At 38.5% G+C, this 16323-nt stretch carries 19 protein-coding genes; 13 read left to right on the plus strand and 6 right to left on the minus strand.

Features of this window, described 5'->3' with window-relative positions:
* The first annotated feature begins 5 nt into the window (after positions 1-5).
* From PARA_RS01730 to PARA_RS01740, 3 genes are all read left to right on the plus strand, one after another.
* Entirely contained in the window at positions 6-473 is a 468-nt protein-coding gene (locus PARA_RS01730) for a single-stranded DNA-binding protein (RefSeq protein WP_014064268.1), read from the plus strand.
* A 298-nt stretch (positions 474-771) separates the two neighbouring features.
* Positions 772-1362, plus strand: a complete 591-nt coding sequence (locus PARA_RS01735; RefSeq protein ID WP_014064269.1) for a hypothetical protein — start codon at positions 772-774, stop codon at positions 1360-1362.
* Positions 1363-1582: 220 nt separating this feature from the next.
* On the plus strand, positions 1583-2377 hold the full coding sequence (locus tag PARA_RS01740) for a formate/nitrite transporter family protein (RefSeq protein ID WP_014064270.1): 795 nt from the start codon (positions 1583-1585) through the stop codon (positions 2375-2377).
* Positions 2378-2460: 83 nt separating this feature from the next.
* Here the strand turns inward: PARA_RS01740 and PARA_RS01745 are convergent, their stop codons facing one another.
* A complete protein-coding gene (locus PARA_RS01745) occupies positions 2461-2829 on the minus strand; it encodes a rhodanese-like domain-containing protein (protein WP_014064271.1) in 369 nt (122 codons plus the stop codon).
* 303 nt (positions 2830-3132) lie between these two features.
* Between PARA_RS01745 and ygiD the strand changes: the two genes are divergently transcribed.
* From ygiD to PARA_RS01765, 4 genes are all read left to right on the plus strand, one after another.
* Entirely contained in the window at positions 3133-3924 is a 792-nt protein-coding gene (gene ygiD, locus PARA_RS01750; RefSeq protein ID WP_014064272.1) for a 4,5-DOPA dioxygenase extradiol, read from the plus strand.
* A gap of 421 nt (positions 3925-4345) precedes the next feature.
* Positions 4346-4561, plus strand: coding sequence for a hypothetical protein (locus tag PARA_RS10360; protein ID WP_041918197.1), 216 nt, complete (start codon positions 4346-4348; stop codon positions 4559-4561).
* A 97-nt stretch (positions 4562-4658) separates the two neighbouring features.
* On the plus strand, positions 4659-4961 hold the full coding sequence (locus PARA_RS01760) for a helix-turn-helix domain-containing protein (RefSeq protein WP_014064274.1): 303 nt from the start codon (positions 4659-4661) through the stop codon (positions 4959-4961).
* On the plus strand, positions 4945-5934 hold the full coding sequence (locus tag PARA_RS01765) for a reverse transcriptase family protein (RefSeq protein WP_014064275.1): 990 nt from the start codon (positions 4945-4947) through the stop codon (positions 5932-5934). Before PARA_RS01760 ends, PARA_RS01765 begins: the two co-directional genes overlap by 17 nt.
* A gap of 105 nt (positions 5935-6039) precedes the next feature.
* On the opposite strand, the gene PARA_RS01770 is transcribed toward PARA_RS01765, so the two are convergent.
* From PARA_RS01770 to PARA_RS01780, 3 genes are read right to left on the minus strand one after another with little or no spacing between them, the layout of a single operon-like run.
* Entirely contained in the window at positions 6040-6246 is a 207-nt protein-coding gene (locus tag PARA_RS01770; protein ID WP_005695183.1) for a YnbE family lipoprotein, read from the minus strand.
* Positions 6243-8978: a YdbH family protein gene (locus tag PARA_RS01775; RefSeq protein WP_014064276.1), complete on the minus strand. Its 2736-nt coding sequence runs from the start codon at positions 8976-8978 to the stop codon at positions 6243-6245. Before PARA_RS01775 ends, PARA_RS01770 begins: the two co-directional genes overlap by 4 nt.
* Positions 8979-9026: 48 nt before the next feature.
* Positions 9027-9503, minus strand: coding sequence for a DMT family transporter (locus tag PARA_RS01780; RefSeq protein WP_014064277.1), 477 nt, complete (start codon positions 9501-9503; stop codon positions 9027-9029).
* Between the two features lie 295 nt (positions 9504-9798).
* Between PARA_RS01780 and PARA_RS10225 the strand changes: the two genes are divergently transcribed.
* The 6 genes from PARA_RS10225 (at position 9799) to PARA_RS01810 (ending at position 14633) form a co-directional block, all read left to right on the plus strand.
* Positions 9799-10767 carry a mannose/fructose/sorbose PTS transporter subunit IIB gene (locus PARA_RS10225; RefSeq protein ID WP_014064278.1) on the plus strand — a complete coding sequence of 323 codons (969 nt, stop codon included), beginning with the start codon at positions 9799-9801 and terminating at the stop codon, positions 10765-10767.
* 18 nt (positions 10768-10785) lie between these two features.
* Positions 10786-11583, plus strand: a complete 798-nt coding sequence (locus PARA_RS01790; protein WP_005695178.1) for a PTS mannose/fructose/sorbose transporter subunit IIC — start codon at positions 10786-10788, stop codon at positions 11581-11583.
* A gap of 10 nt (positions 11584-11593) precedes the next feature.
* The gene (gene manZ / locus PARA_RS01795; RefSeq protein WP_014064279.1) at positions 11594-12427 is read left to right on the plus strand and encodes a PTS mannose transporter subunit IID; all 834 of its coding nucleotides are present in this window, start codon (positions 11594-11596) and stop codon (positions 12425-12427) included.
* A gap of 70 nt (positions 12428-12497) precedes the next feature.
* Complete coding sequence (locus PARA_RS01800; RefSeq protein ID WP_014064280.1) at positions 12498-12872, plus strand: hypothetical protein; 375 nt, start codon at positions 12498-12500, stop codon at positions 12870-12872.
* 37 nt (positions 12873-12909) lie between these two features.
* Positions 12910-13983: an MBL fold metallo-hydrolase gene (locus tag PARA_RS01805; RefSeq protein WP_014064281.1), complete on the plus strand. Its 1074-nt coding sequence runs from the start codon at positions 12910-12912 to the stop codon at positions 13981-13983.
* Between the two features lie 104 nt (positions 13984-14087).
* Positions 14088-14633, plus strand: coding sequence for a carboxymuconolactone decarboxylase family protein (locus tag PARA_RS01810; protein ID WP_005695174.1), 546 nt, complete (start codon positions 14088-14090; stop codon positions 14631-14633).
* 43 nt (positions 14634-14676) lie between these two features.
* On the opposite strand, the gene PARA_RS01815 is transcribed toward PARA_RS01810, so the two are convergent.
* Together PARA_RS01815 and msrAB are read right to left on the minus strand one after the other, a co-directional pair.
* Positions 14677-15153, minus strand: a complete 477-nt coding sequence (locus PARA_RS01815; RefSeq protein ID WP_014064282.1) for a redoxin family protein — start codon at positions 15151-15153, stop codon at positions 14677-14679.
* 9 nt (positions 15154-15162) lie between these two features.
* The gene (gene msrAB / locus PARA_RS01820; RefSeq protein WP_014064283.1) at positions 15163-16224 is read right to left on the minus strand and encodes a bifunctional peptide-methionine (S)-S-oxide reductase MsrA/peptide-methionine (R)-S-oxide reductase MsrB; all 1062 of its coding nucleotides are present in this window, start codon (positions 16222-16224) and stop codon (positions 15163-15165) included.
* Positions 16225-16323 lie beyond the last annotated feature (99 nt).

A 16323-nucleotide genomic window follows, 5' to 3' on the forward strand; every position in this document is an offset into this window, starting at 1 on the left:
ATTCTATGGCAGGTATTAATAAAGTAATCATCGTGGGTAATTTAGGTAATGATCCTGAAATCCGCACGATGCCAAATGGCGAAGCGGTAGCAAATATCAGTGTGGCAACAAGTGAAAGCTGGACAGATAAAAACACAGGCGAACGCCGTGAAGTGACCGAATGGCACCGTATCGTGTTATATCGTCGTTTAGCAGAAATTGCAGGTCAATACTTACGCAAAGGTTCACAAGTTTATGTTGAAGGTCGTTTAAAAACCCGTAAATGGCAAGATAACAATGGCCAAGATCGTTACACCACTGAAATCCAAGGTGATAACTTACAAATGTTAGGTGGTCGCAATCAAGATATGGGCGGCTTTGCACCTGCACAATCAGCACCACAACCAAGCTATCAATCTCGTCCAGCACAATCTGCGCCAGCTCCACAAGCTGAGCCACCAATGGACGCATTTGATGATAACATTCCATTCTAAATTGTATTAATACAAGATTATCAATACGAAGAGAGACCTTTCATTGAAAGGTCTCTTTTTTATCTCTCATTTTGACATCAATTATTCGTGCGCCTTATCTCGCTCAAGCACTAAAACACAATAAATACTCAATTTATTGCACAGCATCCGAATCTAATATATCTTTATTTGAATACTGGAAAATAGTATAAATATCAAGGAGAACATATCTTAGATAAGCAACATTACTAGAAACAGAAAAAAGAACACGATGTATCTTTGCTTTATTTCCTTTGAACATCTTCAGGAGTAAGAATATATGGAAAATTTTAAACAAATTCTTTCGAAATTATCTGTTATTTTTTTATTGTTCTATTCGAAAAATATATTTTCCATGACACAAACAGAAATCCAATTGGAAAAAGCCTATTTAGCAGAAATGATTGATATTGCATCTGAAATTATGGAGAAAAAACAATCTATTGATCCTGATTCATTGCAATATAAACGTAGGAATATCAAGGTTCTTACTCATACAAACATGAAAAATGGTTATACAAGCTACACTTTGGAAAAATCAAAGGTTCATTTGGTTGTACCTAAAGAGTTAAAACAGAATACGAAACTTAATCTCTATTGGGATGAAAGCAAAGGCTCAATAAATATCCTATTTGACAAAGATGAATTGACAAACTACTTTCATCTGAACCTTAAAAAAAGTGAGGAAAAATCAGAAACATTGAGAACAGTTTTTGATGAAACCACATATTTTTTCACTTCCTATGAATTTTCTATCGATAAATACCCTAACGTTACCGTTGAGTTTCGTCTCTACCATTCACCCAGTACGACATTCAGATTGGACTACCCGACTGAATTTACGCGGATTTTGATTTATAGAAAAATGTAACAGACGATGTTTCCTTATACCGTTTCTAACTTGGGCGACATTGTTCCACTACCGACCGCTCTTTGCCCCTCAAAAAAGAACCTAGACACCTAATTTTAGGTTCGGATTATTATTCAATTTTGTTATAACTAAAAATCAGTACATATATTTAACAATTCTTTCGGTTTTGCTATGCGGTTTGCTACATTTTTACCGTCTTATTTTCACTAGAGGTACAATTATGCAGCATCGCGATCTTTATCCCCACGAAATCTTACAAGATGTTATTGATAAAAGTTATGCTAAGTCGGAAGGACACCTAAAAACACTGGCTATTTTAAGTTTTTTAGGTGGCGGTTATGTGAGTTTTGGTTATATGGCCTATTTAAAAGTCGTGAGCGGTATTCCTCCAGAGTGGAGTGGCCTATCAACATTACTTGGTGCGGCCGTGTTTCCTATTTGTTTGATTTGTATTCTAATCGGTGGTGGTGAATTAGCCACGGGAAATATGATGATGATGGCATTAGGCCGTTTAACAAAAAGAGTAAGCCTTAAAAAATTATTTCGTAACTGGATTGTAGTGAGTTTGGGCAATCTGCTCGGTGCGCTGTTTATGGCATATTTCTTAGGGCATTATGTCGGTTTATCAGAAGGGGCCGCCTCAGCTAAAACCATTGCTATCGCCGAAGCTAAAGTGCAAATGGATTTTGGTCGCGCCTTTATTTCTGCTATTGCCTGTAACTGGATGGTCTGCATGGGTATTTGGTTCTATTTTGGTGCCAAACAAACCTCCGGTCGTATCCTAGCCATATGGTTCCCAGTGATGATTTTTGTGCTTATCGGATTACAACACTTTGTCGCTAATATGTTTATTATTCCTGCCGGGATTTTTGCTGGTGCTAATGTAACTTGGAGCCAATTCTTCTTCAATATGATTCCTGTCTTTTTAGGCAATGTCACGGGTGGTGCAGCATTTGTCGGCGCATCTTATCTTTATGCCTATCGTCACTTATTAAAAGAAGATTATTGTATTTAGTAAACGAAAATCTGCCCGCACTTTATAATAAAAATCCCCTAAATTCTGAATCTAGGGGATTTTTGCTTTAAATAATATGTTATCTATTTCAAACCTTTTTTAACCAAATCTTCATAACCGCCATGGTTGGTTACATTGGTATAGCCTGCATTTTTCAGCTCAGTGAGTGCAGCTTCGGCACGGCGACCACTACGACAGTAAAGGTTGATCGGTGCATCTTTATCTGAGCCAATCGCTTTAACACCTTCAATGATTTTATCATGTGGAATATTCACCGCATCTTGTAAATGACCTGCGTTAAATTCCTCGGCTGAACGCACATCAATCCAAACACCTTTTGCTTTTTCCGGTTGTACTGCACTTTGTTCTGTTTGTGGCGCAGTATTCGCAGAAGCAAAAAAAGGTACAGCAATGGCTGCCGCAGAAAGTACCGCTGTGAATAATTTTTTCATTATTCAATCTCCTATTAAATAGAAATAATATATTTACCTAAATAAATTTAGGGGGTATGTAAAACTAATTGCCATCATACGCCTAAATATAAAGATAATAAACTGTAAATAAAGTAAAAATTAAGTAAAATTTTCGTAAAATTTAACCGCGCTTTGTAATATTTACCTTAGTTAACACATCAATCTCTCTAAACCTTATTATTCATTATTTCTGATTAGTAAAAGATGTTGTTCATAAAGTAGTATTTTTCACACAAAGATTTAACCGTACAATCTGCCCCATCAAATAACGAGGAGAAAATTATGAAAAAAATGCCTGTATTGTTTGTTGGGCATGGTAGCCCGATGAACGTGTTAGATAAAGAAAATCCGTTCAATCAGAATTTCAGCCTAATTACACAAAACTTTCCAAAACCAAAAGCCATTTTGATGATTTCAGCGCATTGGTACAGCAGCCGTTTGCAGGTGACATCAGGTGAATACCCTGAAATGATTTACGATTTCTACGGTTTTCCTGATGAACTCAGCCAAGTGCAATATCCTGCGCCCGGTTCGCCTGAGTTAGCAAAGCAAGTGCAGTCATTATTACAGCCAGAAAATGTTGAGCTAAATCCAACGCGTGGTTTTGATCATGGTGCATGGGCGGTGTTGAAATATCTCTATCCCAATGCCGATATTCCTGTGGTGCAACTTAGCCTTAACCGTTTGCAATCGGCAGAATGGCATTTCAATTTGGCGAAAAAATTATCTGCTTTGCGCGAACAAGGTGTGTTGATTATTGGCAGTGGCAATATTGTGCATAATCTAAGAGCGATAAGCTGGGAACATATTGATCAAATCGGCGCGGGTTATGACTGGGCGTTTGCTTTCCGTGAAACAGCCAATCAGGCGATTGCGACACAAGATGATGAAACTTTGGTGCATTATGACCAGTTAGGTGAAAAAGCCGAGCTTTCTGTGCCTACGCCAGATCATTACTTGCCATTGCTGTACATCATGGCATTACGCGAACCGCAAGACGATATTACGTTTTTCAACGATAACCTGATTGCAGGATCGCTCAGCATGACGTCGGTTTTAGTGGGGGAAAATTAGAAGATAAAGATTCTGTTGTGTAGCTGTTCTCTTGTCAATGTGCGGTTTATTTTAGATTTTTATTCTAACGGATAGGTTACATTCCCCTAATGCCTGTTAGATTTAAGATAAATTGATAAAAGTACAAAAAAAGCACAAGAGATTGATTACAAGAATGGCTATTTCCACTCTCCGTAACATACAAAAATTCACATATTCCGAATTTTTTATTGCAATCTAAAATCTAATGAATTAGAATTCTCTCGTTGTGTATTTTCTGATAGTCATCAGTGAAGTATATAGATTCATTTGAATCGGGAGAAATCCTAACAATCTTAGGGGCTATGCGCATATTTGAGTTTGTTCATTAGTTCAAATAAATAGTATCAGTCCTATAGCTTGCCCGATGACGAGGCAAGCTGTTCAAGGTTAGGGGTTGAGAATGCTAAAGCAGGCTTGTTATTTAGATGACACTACCGAGTTTAAAGCATTGGGCTTTAGAGGGAGTAGGAATAACAAGAGGAATATTTATGAAATATTACCAACAACACAACCTTTTGCATTCGTTAATCAAAAAACAACGCCGAAACAATACATCAAAGAAAAAGAAAACAAAACAAAAGAAAAATTTTCTTCAATGTCTGTTACTTTTACTTGAGTATATTACTAAGATTGCCAACTTAATTGATAAATTGTTGGATCTTTTTTGGAATTTTTTTTGATTTGAAAACCCCTAAATTTTAAAGAGCAATGTTATGTTACCCAAAGCACTTAAACTAATTAGGCAATATAATAAAATCAAACAGAAAGATATGGCTTTTTTGCTTGATATTTCACCATCTCATTTATCTGAAATTGAATCTGGTAAAAATACAATTTCAATAGAAATCTTAGATAAGTACTCATCAATATTTGAAATTAAAACATCTCAAATTCTACTTTTTTCTGAACAGTTAGAAAATGAAAAACCATTTAGCAAGGCTATCCGTGCATTTGTTGCTGATAAGATACTTAGAATAATGGAATGGAAAGTTTCACAAGATGAAAAAAAAGTTTAAGAAGCTACATATTACCCAGACCAAAGAATATGAACTGACACAAAGTCCTTTTTTTAAACTATATTCTGTTGATAAATTATTGAATATACTAAAAGTTGAACGAGAAATTTTAGAGGATATTCTTAATTTTCCTGGTAATTATTACACGTTTAAAACCTCCAATGGAAGAAATATTCAAACCCCAAGCAAAGACCTATCGTTATATTTAATCCACAATTGTATAGCAAATCATCTTCGAGCAATTATAACGCCAGATTATCTTTTTTCAGATAAGAAAAATTGTACAGTATATGATAATGCAAGTGTACATTTAGGATGCGATATATTATTAAATATCGATATATCTAAATTCTTCCCATCTACCACTTATATAAAAGTATTTAAATTTTTTCGATATAGACTACTTTGTTCTACTGAAATAGCTGACATATTAGCTCATCTTTGCACCATAAACGACCATATCCCTACAGGAAGCCAAATTAGTATGAGGTTGGCTTTCTTAGTAAATCAGGGGCTATTTAATGATTTATATAATCTTGCAATTTCAAAAAATATAAAAATGAGTTTATGGGTTGATGATATATCATTCTCAGGGGCTGAAGTTACTCCAACCTTTAAATATAAAGTTTATAAAATCATTGAAGAATATGGTTTTAAAGTGAGTGAACATAAAACAAAATTGAGTTATAAAGGGCAACCAAAGTCTGTGACAGGTATTTTTATTGATGGAGATAAATCTATTGGAGCTAATGAACATTACAAGAAACGAAGAGTATTATTCAAAAAATGGAAAGATGCTTGTAAGAAAAAGACTTTCAATAAAAAACAATTCCAACGAATAAAAGCACTAAGAATACAAATTTTAGGATTATTAAATTATCTAAATCATTTTGAACCATCTTCAAAAAATTATATCAATATTATTGAAAATGACTTTAAAAAAATTAAAAATAAATTTTTATATAAAATATAAATTGAAAATAATGAAAAATACCTTAAAACAAACACTATTCTAATGCCTTATTAATCTAACTCCGGCATAAAAAAGACAATCTTTTAGATTGTTTTTTTCATTCAATTATTTCTTCGCAGGCTCTACCTCACCCACAGCTTTTTGAGATTTCTCATCCATTTCCACTTTAATATTGTGGTCCACCACCACATTCATATTAATGGTGATGCCTTCCTTTGGTGTGTCCAATTGAATGGTTGGTGTGCAAGCTGTAAGTGTAAACATTGCCGCAAAAATAAAAAAGTGCGGTTGAAATTTAAGGTGTTTTATCATTTGTCTTTGTCTAATTTCTTATAAAGTTTATATTGCAGATTTTGTTCAAATTGCGAGCCGTAGTCAATCATATTCCACAATTCAAACATATTTTCTTGGTGCGTATAATTTAACGTTATCGGATTATTGGTTCGCTTGGTTGGATTAAATCCACTAATGCTCGCACGCAACGTCATTTGCCCTTTAGGATCGAGCGTCACAGCTGCATGGGAATTTTGCAGTTCCATTTCTTTTAATAAATCCACCAGAATATTTTCTGTCCAACCGCCTTTTTTCAGCCCTTTCACCATTTCATCGGTTAATTTGATGGATACATTCCCCACTTGTTCCAATGTGCCATTACAAATCAAACATTCCTTATGTCCCAGCCAAAATGGCATTACTGCATTGGCACGGCCGGTTAAGCTTACTTGATTATATTGTGCTAAAGCTAATACTTGGGCTAAATCAATATTGGTAAAAGAAAGCGTCGCCATTTTGCTTTGAGGGAAACTGAGCTGAGGCACCGTCAAAACACCATCAAATAAGGAAAGTTTCACATTTCTCAAGGTAAGCGGATTTTTCATGGTATTCGGATAACGCCCAAACAAATCCAATTCTCCATTTGCGACGGAAAGCGCACCATAGCGAATATTGTGAGTCGAAATATGGATTGGTTTGCTCGAAGCCACTTGCAATGCCTCGTTTTCATAATTCATTGGGAAACGAATATTCAAGCCATAAATCTCACCATCTGGCATGGTGATTTTACCGTTTTTCAGGTTCAGCTCCCCCTTCATCTTCACGCCATTGCCATTGATTGCGAATTCACTTTGTCCTTTAATGCTGCCCTCATGAATTATCCAATTCCATTGTTGAGGGAAAAGTGATTGGAATACTTTTGCAGATTGTTCTTTCCAGCTAATTTTGCCTGAAAGTGCAGTATTCTGATACACGGCTGATACATCCAACGGACCAAGTTCACCCGCTTTTAAATCCCCTGCCAGATTGAAATGATTGATGCTTTTCCCTTCAATACCTAAACCGAAAATCGGTGAAACAAAACGACCGCCATAAGCCAATTCAACCCAATCCGTTTTTGCTTGTAACAAACCACGAATATGCTCTTTTTCATAATCCCAGCGAAGTCGGTCTTTGAGTTCCAACGAAAGCGGTGCCATTTTCACCTCTTTCATTTTTACTTCATTAGAACGTGCAGAAAGCTGATTTAATTCAATGTGATCCGCTTCCCAAAAGCCTTTTCCTTCCATTTTGACTGGCGTATTTAAGGATTTCCAGTTTGCACTGCCATTGATTGTCCAATCCCAACGGTTTGTCGCTTGTTTTTCCACAGACTGTAACTTATGTTCTTCATCTCGGAAGTCAAACACGGTTTTAATACCGGCAATAAACTCGTGGGCGTTTCCGTCTAATTTTAAATTGAGATTTTCAAACTGCGGGGTTGTGCCATTCAACGTTGCTTGCAAACGCCCTTCTAAGCCGTAACGACCGATAATAATGTCATCTAACGGTAAACGAACATGCAATTTGGTATCGGGTTGCACAGTATCCATTTTAAAGACCGACCCCGGATAAAAATACACCACGGGATGCGTAAAAATCCCGCCAAAATGATAAGTTAAATTGGTGAGTGCCACAGTCGAGTTATAACGCAAATCCCCGCGAGTTTTCAGCTCAAAATCCAATTCATTATTGTCATCACCCCCACCGATTTCACCATTTTTTCCTGAAATCACGATCTCCCCTTTGCCCATTTCACCAAAGGTTTGCAAGATCACGTTCATATCAATGCTTAATGGCAACAAGCCTTCTGCCGCACGGTGAATAGATAAGCCAAGGAAGCCTTTAATCGGTTGATAGCTGTCAAAGGTCCAATAAAATTTCCCCCATGAAATATCCAAACCGTCTTTGGTGAAGACGAAAGGCACATCCAACAACGGCGAATTTGCCGTTAAATCTTGAACATTTAACTGACCATCCGCACCTTGCCACGACACTTTTGCCTCGCCTTTTGTGACGGCTAGTTCTGGGTTATTCCAATTGAATAAAACATTTCCTTGTTGAGGAAGTTGAGAAAGATCGGGCTCAAAATTTGCAGTGAAATGAAGATCGTAGTTTTTATCGCCCGCTTGTTTAATATCGGTATTGCCCGTCCATTGGAAGATCCCATCTCTCAGCGTAACAGTGGATTGATGATGCAGCTCAAGCCCATCATTATTCGCTTGGGCTTCGAGTGCTAATTGGTTGCCGTTATAGTTTGCGTCTAACGCCCAATCAGCTGATAAGAAAGGTTTTAAAGCCCCTTGTGTCAAGGCTTCGGCATCCGTTAATTGAAAGTGTTTAACGTTAACGTGGGAAATCGGTAATGCCGCCCAAAGTGCGGTCAAATTTGGTGGTGTTTTTTCAGCATTATCACTGGGTAAATGGGTTAAACAATCATAATTCAAGCTAGCCTTTTCAACATCAAGACTATGCGTATTCCACCAAGTCACCTGAGTATTATTCAGGTTTACAAGCGTACATTGATCTGTTTTCACTTTTAACTCTGGCAGCGTTAAACCTGTTGTTTCCCATTGCCAATCATCGGCTAATTCAATGTGATAATGCGGCGCTAAAAAATGATTAGTTAGTTGCGCTACACGTTTTGGGGTCGCAAAAACGCGTACTAAGCCAACGCTTACTACAATTAACAGCAACAAAATAATCAACGCCCACAGGCAACGCTTTCGCATAGTTTCCCCAATTACGCGATAAATAAATGAACAGAGGCGTATTCTATCCTATCTCGCCCCAAATAGCTCAACCAACTTATCTCCAAAGAAATAAAACACCAATCCAAAGGCAACAATGATTAATCCGATGAGTTTCGTGATATTTACTTCTCGGATCGGCATACCAATAAGACCAAAATGATCGATAGTTGTTGCCGTAATTAATTGTCCAACGATGATAAAAAATAACATCGCAGTAATCCCCAATTTAGGTGCAAGCAAAACGGTTGTGAACACAACAACTGCGCCGAGTACCCCTCCAATTAATTTCCACCAAGGTTGTGATGGGATCGTGGATAGATTGCCCCATAAATCAGTTTTAGCCAATGCGATAAAAAAGAGAAAAATCGTGCCTACCGCAAAAGAAATAAAGGTGGCAATCACCGCTTCGCCACTCATGGCTTTCGCTAATTGCGTATTAATCGCTGATTGCGTGGCGAGTGCTACGCCCGCCGCTAAAGCGACGATGAGATAAACAAAAAACATCGAAACTCCCAACATAAAATTTGGTTTATTTTAACCTTTTCTAATTTGCCGTGAAATGCTTTCTATTCGGCAAAAATCATCCCAAAATCAACCGCACTTTGTACTTAATTCACAAATACCTCAAAAGTTGTAAGTCATCTTACCTGTTTATTTGATCTTGATCACTATTTGACTATTCTTTATTTGACGCTAATCTTCAAATCCATACACTAAGCTCCATTCGGAGCAATCGTTTGCGTAATGCGTATTGAAAGCAAAATAGACTGATTTTATCAACTCAATGGGAGGAATATCCATGACCCACATTATCGTTGCAACGCACGGTAAGTTTTCTGAAGAAATCGTCAATTCCGCCGCTATGGTGTATGGCGAAGATGAAAACTGCCATGTCGTGACTTTCTTACCGGGTGAAGGCGGTGAGCATTTAATCGAGAAATACAATGCGATTATTGCCACGCTGCCTGAAAATGAACCGGTGCTCTTTTTGGTCGATTTATTTGGTGGTAGCCCTTATAACGCGGCAAGCCGAGTCGCCAGTGAAAGAGATAATACCGATATCGTCACCGGCATTAATCTACCGATGTTGCTAGAAGTGCTTGATGCTAAAGATGGCGCTAGCTTAGATGAATTGATAGAAACCGCGAAAGAAGTCGGGGTCGCTGCTGTGAAATCCTTCCGTCAACCTAAAGAAAGCAAGCCTGCTCCAACGCCAGCTGCTAAACCAGCTGAAGCACCAAAAACCGCTCCAAATCCAACCGCACTTTCTGGCAATATGAACATTTCCTTATTGCGTATTGATAGCCGTTTAATCCACGGTCAAGTGGCAACCTCTTGGGCGAAAGCAGTGAAATGCGAAGCCATTTTTGCGATAAATGATGATGTGGCGAACGATGCGCTTCGTCGTGATTTATTACTTCAAATCGCGCCTGAACATTTAAAAGCTTATGTGATTCCTGTGGAAAAAGCCATTAAAGTGTATCACAACCCGAAATATGCGGGAAAAAACATTCTTTGGTTAGTGACTAATCCAACAGATATCGTGCGCTTAATCGAAGGCGGTGTGAAAATTGATAAAGTCAACGTGGGCGGTATGACGTTCCGTGAAGGCGACAAAATGCTTTCCCAAGCAGTTGCTGTCAATCCAACTGATGTGGCGGCATTTAAACAGCTTTTAGATAAAGGCGTGGAATTAAGCTTACAACAAGTGGCGAGCAGCCCGAAATCAATGCTCACACACAAAGAGCTTGATGCGATTCAATTTTAATTACGAGGACAATTCATTATGACAACAATGGAAATTATTTTAGTCACGCTCGTTGCCGCCATTTGCGGTATGGGGAGTGTATTGGACGAACGTCAAACCCATCGTCCTTTAGTTGCTTGTACCCTAATCGGCTTAGTATTAGGTGATTTAGAAACCGGTATTATTGTCGGTGGTACCCTTGAATTAGTGGCATTAGGCTGGATGAACGTGGGTGCAGCAATGGCACCAGATGCGGCATTAGCCAGTGTGATTGCAACGATTCTCGTCATCAAAGGCGGCCAAGATAAAGGGAGCGCATTAGCGATTGCAATTCCGGTAGCGGCAGCAGGTCAAGTATTAACCATCTTCGTTCGTACTTTAACTATCTTCCTTCAACATAAAGCCGATGATTTTGCCGCAAAAGCGAACTTCCGTGGCATTGAATTCTGTCACTTTAGCGGTCTTGCGTTACAAGCGTTACGTGTGGCAATTCCAACCTTCTTCGTTGCATTAGTGGCAGGTACGGATACGGTGACCGAAGCATTGAACGCGATTCCTGAAGTAGTCACTCGCGGTTTACAAATCGCCGGTGGCTTTATCGTGGTCGTCGGTTATGCGATGGTAATCAATATGATGCGTGCAGGCGCATTAATGCCATTCTTCTTCTTAGGCTTCGTGATCGCCTCTTTCACCAATTACAACCTTGTAGGTCTCGGTATTTTAGGCACATGCTTAGCGATGATTTATATTCAATTAAACCCACGTTTCCATCAATCTACTGCACCACAAGCAGTTGCAAAACGTGAATTAGCTGACGATGAACTTGAAGGACTATAAGGAAGAAATTATGACTGAACAAACTAAAAAATCATTAACAAAAGGCGATATTCGTAGCACTTACTGGCGTTCAACTTTCTTGCTAGGTTCCTTCAACTTTGAACGTATGCAAGCAATGGGTTTCTGTGTATCGATGATCCCAGCCATTAAACGTCTTTACAGCAAAAAAGAAGATCAAGCAGCGGCATTAAAACGCCACTTAGAATTCTTCAACACCCAACCTTGGGTAGCATCATCTATCATTGGTGTTACTGCGGCGATGGAACAAGAACGTGCGAACGGTAACGATATTGATGACTCAGCAATCAGCGGGGTGAAAGTCGGTTTAATGGGCCCATTAGCCGGTGTGGGTGACCCAATTTTCTGGGGAACATTACGTCCTGTATTGGCCGCACTTGGTGCAGGTTTAGCCATTACCGGTAGCCTTTTAGGGCCATTACTTTTCTTCATCGGTATCAACCTTTGCCGCGGCTTAACCCGTTGGTATGGCTTTAAATATGGCTATGAAAAAGGCACCACCATCGTTAACGATATGGGCGGCGGTCGCTTACAAAAATTGACGCAGGGGGCATCTATCCTCGGTCTCTTTGTCATGGGCTCACTGGTATCGAAATGGACAAGTATTAATATTCCATTAGAACTTTCCCGCTATAAAAACCAAATGGGCGAAGAAGTGGTGACCACCGTACAAAGCGTGTTAAACGATCTTCTCCCTGGCCTTGCAGCGTTAGGTTTAACCTTCTTATGTATGTATTTATTACGTAAAAAAATCAACGCCATGTACATCATCTTCGCCTTATTCGGCGTAGGTATTTTAGGCTATCATTTTGGTGTGTTAGCGTAATATATTATGATATTGCCTTCCCTCTTTCGCTTGAGGGAAGGCAAATTTTTTAGCATGACATATAAATCCTATGAACTGGAAAGATCTCATCAAGCCACCACCGGCTGAAGGCTATATTAAAAATTCATCCAATTTAGTGACCGCACTTTTTGTTCTGGCGGGCATTCTTTATTACCCCACTAATGGCTATGGCGCCGTCATCGCTTTAATTGCCGCATTAATTGTATTAATCGGACAAAAAATGCTGATTGCTCAAACCAATAAAGATTTCACTGAAATGCAATTAGCCGAGAAGCAATTCCAAGAAACCCAAAACAGTGATTACCTTCGCTTTATTGAAGCTCGTGCCACCCAAATGTTGCGCGACAACAAAGTCCTTTCCGAAAAAGGCAAAAAAGAGTTAGAGAGATTACTGTCTGTCGTCAAAACACATTTAAAGGTATAATGCTGCCAAATTTATATTTGGAAAATATCCTTTAAAGATGAGACATACAAAGAAACTCATTACTCTTGCGGGAATTGCCGCATTTGTCAGCTATTGGTTTTATCTGCCAACTTATCCGGTATATCCGAAGAGTGATCATTATGATCCTGATACACAAACTTTCTATAATGCAGAACCTCAACGCGCACCAATAAATGTTGCAAGTGCGCTTTGGGAAATGACATTTCATGAAAAAGATTTTCACCCGAAAAAACCATTACCAACGGTCAAACCAAATTGGACCGAGTTATTAGCGCCAGCTGAACAGAGTCGCTTTATGTGGTTTGGACATTCAACGCTACTTATGCGTATTGGCAATCAAACCATCATTACCGATCCACTTTTTGGAAATAGTGCGTCTCCAGTGCCAATAATGATGCACCGTTTTCAACCACCTGTGGCAGAAATTGAAGAATTACCGCCTATAGATGTCGTGCTGCTTTCACATAGTCATTACGATCACTTAGAACAAGAAAGCATCGAGAAATTAATGAAAACACAAAGTCATTTTGTGGTTTCTTTAGGAATGGGCGTAATTTTACAAAAATGGGGAATAGATGCGGCTAGAATTACTGAATTAGACTGGTGGCAAAGTACTGAACGCAATGGCGTAAAATATACTGCATTACCTGCAAGACATGATTCTAGCCGTGGCTTGTTTGATCATAACAAAGCATTATGGTCTGGTTTTTTAATAGAGCATAAGCGCGGTCAAAATGAAGAACGTTTTTACTTCCATGGTGATTCCGCCCAAGGCAAACATTTTGATGAAATTGCCAGCCGTGTTGGCAAAATTGATATTGCGTTTATCGAGAACGGACAATATGACGAAAGATGGCCTAATAACCATCTTTTCCCTGAGCAAACCGCACAACTTGCGGCAAAACTACAACCAACAAGATTTATGCCCATTCACTGGGGCGCTTATCCCCTTGCCTTGCATACGTGGAATGAGCCTGTGCTTAAAAGCGTACCAATGGCAAAAACACTGGGAGTGAATACACTTACGCCATTGTTAGGACAAGTATTTGACGTAAATACAAAAACAGAAGATTGGTTTACCCAAGAATAATCATAACTTTTAGCTATATGAAATAAGCTTTTCTTCTTTTTCTTATTTAAATGAGAAAGGTATTATCAAGCGGAAATTTATGATTTATCCCTTAGGAGTAGTTTATGTCTCAATTTAAAATTCACACCATTGAATCAGCACCTGAAGCGGCACAAGAAGCTTTGAAAGCCGTACAAAATGCCAATGGGTTTATTCCAAATTTAATTGGTGTTCTCGCGAATGCCCCTACTGCACTTGAAACTTATCGCACGGTAGGCGGTATTAATGGTCGTAACAGCTTAACGGCAACAGAACGCGAAGTGGTGCAAATTACCGCTGCCGTAGTCAATGGATGTGGTTTCTGTGTAGCTGGCCACACGAAGATCGCTTTAAAAGTATTAAAACTTGAAGAAGAGCTTGTAAACCAAATTCGTGCAACTGCTCGTATTGAAAGTGATAAAAAACTCGATACTTTAGCGCGTTTCACCCTTGCCGTTATTTTGCAAAAAGCAAAATTAACTGAAGCACAGCTTAAAGCATTCTTTGATGCAGGTTATACTCAAGAAAATGCCATTGATGTGATTTTAGGTGTCAGCCTCGCCACATTATGTAACTATGTGAATAATATCGCTGAAACCCCAATCAATCCTGAATTACAGGCATTTGCATAATCAAGCCAATAATAAAAGTGCGGTCAAAAATGACCGCACTTTTTTATTCCTTCACAAATTGTTTAATTTGATCTGAATTCAAATGACCTGGCTGGACTTTGATAAGATTTAAATCCTTATCCAATAGTAAATTAAACGGATAGCCTAACACATTGGCACGTTTAATAATTTCCCCCTTTTCATCCAATAATACCGTGATATTTTTATAGTCCAAGCCTTTATACCAATTGATAAATTTTTGGCTATTTTGTTCGTTCTTTTGTCCTGGTGAGGCAATCGTAACCACATTAAAATCAAGATTCTTTTCAGCACTGAGATCGTCAATTTCCGCTAAACCTGCCAAGCAAATTGGACACCAAGATGCCCACATTTTGATATAAAGCGGTTTGCCTTGATATTGTGATAAAGAGACAGTTTGATTATCCAACGTCTTCAACGGAACATCAGCCAAAGACACATTCTCTTGCGCAAAACTCAATGGACTCAAAAACAATAAAAGTGCGGTCAATATTTTTCTCATTTTTTCCTCTTATTTCACAAAGGGAATCAAATCACCATAGCCTTGTTTTTCCATTTCATCTAATGGAATAAACTTAATCGATGCGCTGTTGATGCAATAACGTAAACCACCTTTATCGCGAGGACCATCATCAAATACATGGCCTAAATGGGCATGACCACTGCGACTTAACACCTCAATGCGAGTCATATTAAAGCTATTGTCTCTTTGATACTCCGCCACTTCAGCGGCAATCGGTTTAGTAAAGCTTGGCCAGCCGCAACCCGATTCAAATTTATCTTTAGAAGAAAATAACGGTTCTCCCGTGGTGATATCTACATAAATACCCGGCGCGAAATTATCCCAATATTCGTTACTAAAAGAGCGTTCGGTATGTTTGCCTTGTGTCACGTCATATTGAAGTGCGGTCAATTTTTGCTTTAATTCTGCATCACTTGGTTTTGGATATTTTTTATCATCAATTAATGGCTCATCGGCTTTTTTGATGTCGATATGGCAATAGCCATTCGGGTTTTTCTTGAGATAATCCTGATGATACTCTTCCGCCTCCACATAATTTTTCAGCGGTTCCACTTCAATTTGGATCGGTTCTTGATATTTACTTTGTAAGGTTTTTAATGCTGCCTCAATAACCGCTTTATCTTGCTCATTTTGATAATAAATGCCGGTGCGATATTGTCTGCCACGATCATTACCTTGCTTGTTAATACTGGTTGGATCGATCACGCGAAAATAATATTGCAGCAATTTATCTAGCGAAATTTTATTTGGATCGTAAGTGACTTTCACCGTTTCCGCATGATCTGTCGCATGCAATAATTGGTAGTTAGTGGTATCACCTTTTCCATTAGCATAGCCCGAAACAGCATCGGTCACGCCTTGAATACGTTCCATATAAGCTTCTAATCCCCAAAAGCAGCCACCAGCAAGATAAATAATTTGTTGTTCTTGTTTACTTTCCATTGTCATTTTTTGCTCCTTTGATGATTCTGTGTGATCAGCATACGTTAAACTACTTTGCAAACCGCCAAAAAGTGCGGTCAATATGAGAAATGTTTTTGTATATTTCATTTTCTTTCCTTATTATAGAAAATATCTTAAGATTACATTTCATTAGACGAAGACAAGCCCATTTTCTTACAAAATAAGGCAATTTTTTACCGCACTTTG

Source organism: Haemophilus parainfluenzae T3T1 (assembly GCF_000210895.1).
Classification (GTDB): Bacteria; Pseudomonadota; Gammaproteobacteria; order Enterobacterales; family Pasteurellaceae; genus Haemophilus_D; species Haemophilus_D parainfluenzae_A.

What these genes read in the sequence shown, in the direction of transcription:
- PARA_RS01730 (WP_014064268.1), top strand. Translation starts at nt 6, where the DNA reads ATGGCAGGTATTAATAAAGTAATCATCGTGGGTAATTTAGGTAATGAT.
- PARA_RS01735 (WP_014064269.1), top strand. Translation starts at nt 772, where the DNA reads ATGGAAAATTTTAAACAAATTCTTTCGAAATTATCTGTTATTTTTTTA.
- PARA_RS01740 (WP_014064270.1), top strand. Translation starts at nt 1,583, where the DNA reads ATGCAGCATCGCGATCTTTATCCCCACGAAATCTTACAAGATGTTATT.
- PARA_RS01745 (WP_014064271.1), bottom strand. Translation starts at nt 2,829, where the DNA reads ATGAAAAAATTATTCACAGCGGTACTTTCTGCGGCAGCCATTGCTGTA.
- ygiD (WP_014064272.1), top strand. Translation starts at nt 3,133, where the DNA reads ATGAAAAAAATGCCTGTATTGTTTGTTGGGCATGGTAGCCCGATGAAC.
- PARA_RS10360 (WP_041918197.1), top strand. Translation starts at nt 4,346, where the DNA reads ATGCTAAAGCAGGCTTGTTATTTAGATGACACTACCGAGTTTAAAGCA.
- PARA_RS01760 (WP_014064274.1), top strand. Translation starts at nt 4,659, where the DNA reads ATGTTACCCAAAGCACTTAAACTAATTAGGCAATATAATAAAATCAAA.
- PARA_RS01765 (WP_014064275.1), top strand. Translation starts at nt 4,945, where the DNA reads ATGAAAAAAAAGTTTAAGAAGCTACATATTACCCAGACCAAAGAATAT.
- PARA_RS01770 (WP_005695183.1), bottom strand. Translation starts at nt 6,246, where the DNA reads ATGATAAAACACCTTAAATTTCAACCGCACTTTTTTATTTTTGCGGCA.
- PARA_RS01775 (WP_014064276.1), bottom strand. Translation starts at nt 8,978, where the DNA reads ATGCGAAAGCGTTGCCTGTGGGCGTTGATTATTTTGTTGCTGTTAATT.
- PARA_RS01780 (WP_014064277.1), bottom strand. Translation starts at nt 9,503, where the DNA reads ATGTTTTTTGTTTATCTCATCGTCGCTTTAGCGGCGGGCGTAGCACTC.
- PARA_RS10225 (WP_014064278.1), top strand. Translation starts at nt 9,799, where the DNA reads ATGACCCACATTATCGTTGCAACGCACGGTAAGTTTTCTGAAGAAATC.
- PARA_RS01790 (WP_005695178.1), top strand. Translation starts at nt 10,786, where the DNA reads ATGACAACAATGGAAATTATTTTAGTCACGCTCGTTGCCGCCATTTGC.
- manZ (WP_014064279.1), top strand. Translation starts at nt 11,594, where the DNA reads ATGACTGAACAAACTAAAAAATCATTAACAAAAGGCGATATTCGTAGC.
- PARA_RS01800 (WP_014064280.1), top strand. Translation starts at nt 12,498, where the DNA reads ATGAACTGGAAAGATCTCATCAAGCCACCACCGGCTGAAGGCTATATT.
- PARA_RS01805 (WP_014064281.1), top strand. Translation starts at nt 12,910, where the DNA reads ATGAGACATACAAAGAAACTCATTACTCTTGCGGGAATTGCCGCATTT.
- PARA_RS01810 (WP_005695174.1), top strand. Translation starts at nt 14,088, where the DNA reads ATGTCTCAATTTAAAATTCACACCATTGAATCAGCACCTGAAGCGGCA.
- PARA_RS01815 (WP_014064282.1), bottom strand. Translation starts at nt 15,153, where the DNA reads ATGAGAAAAATATTGACCGCACTTTTATTGTTTTTGAGTCCATTGAGT.
- msrAB (WP_014064283.1), bottom strand. Translation starts at nt 16,224, where the DNA reads ATGAAATATACAAAAACATTTCTCATATTGACCGCACTTTTTGGCGGT.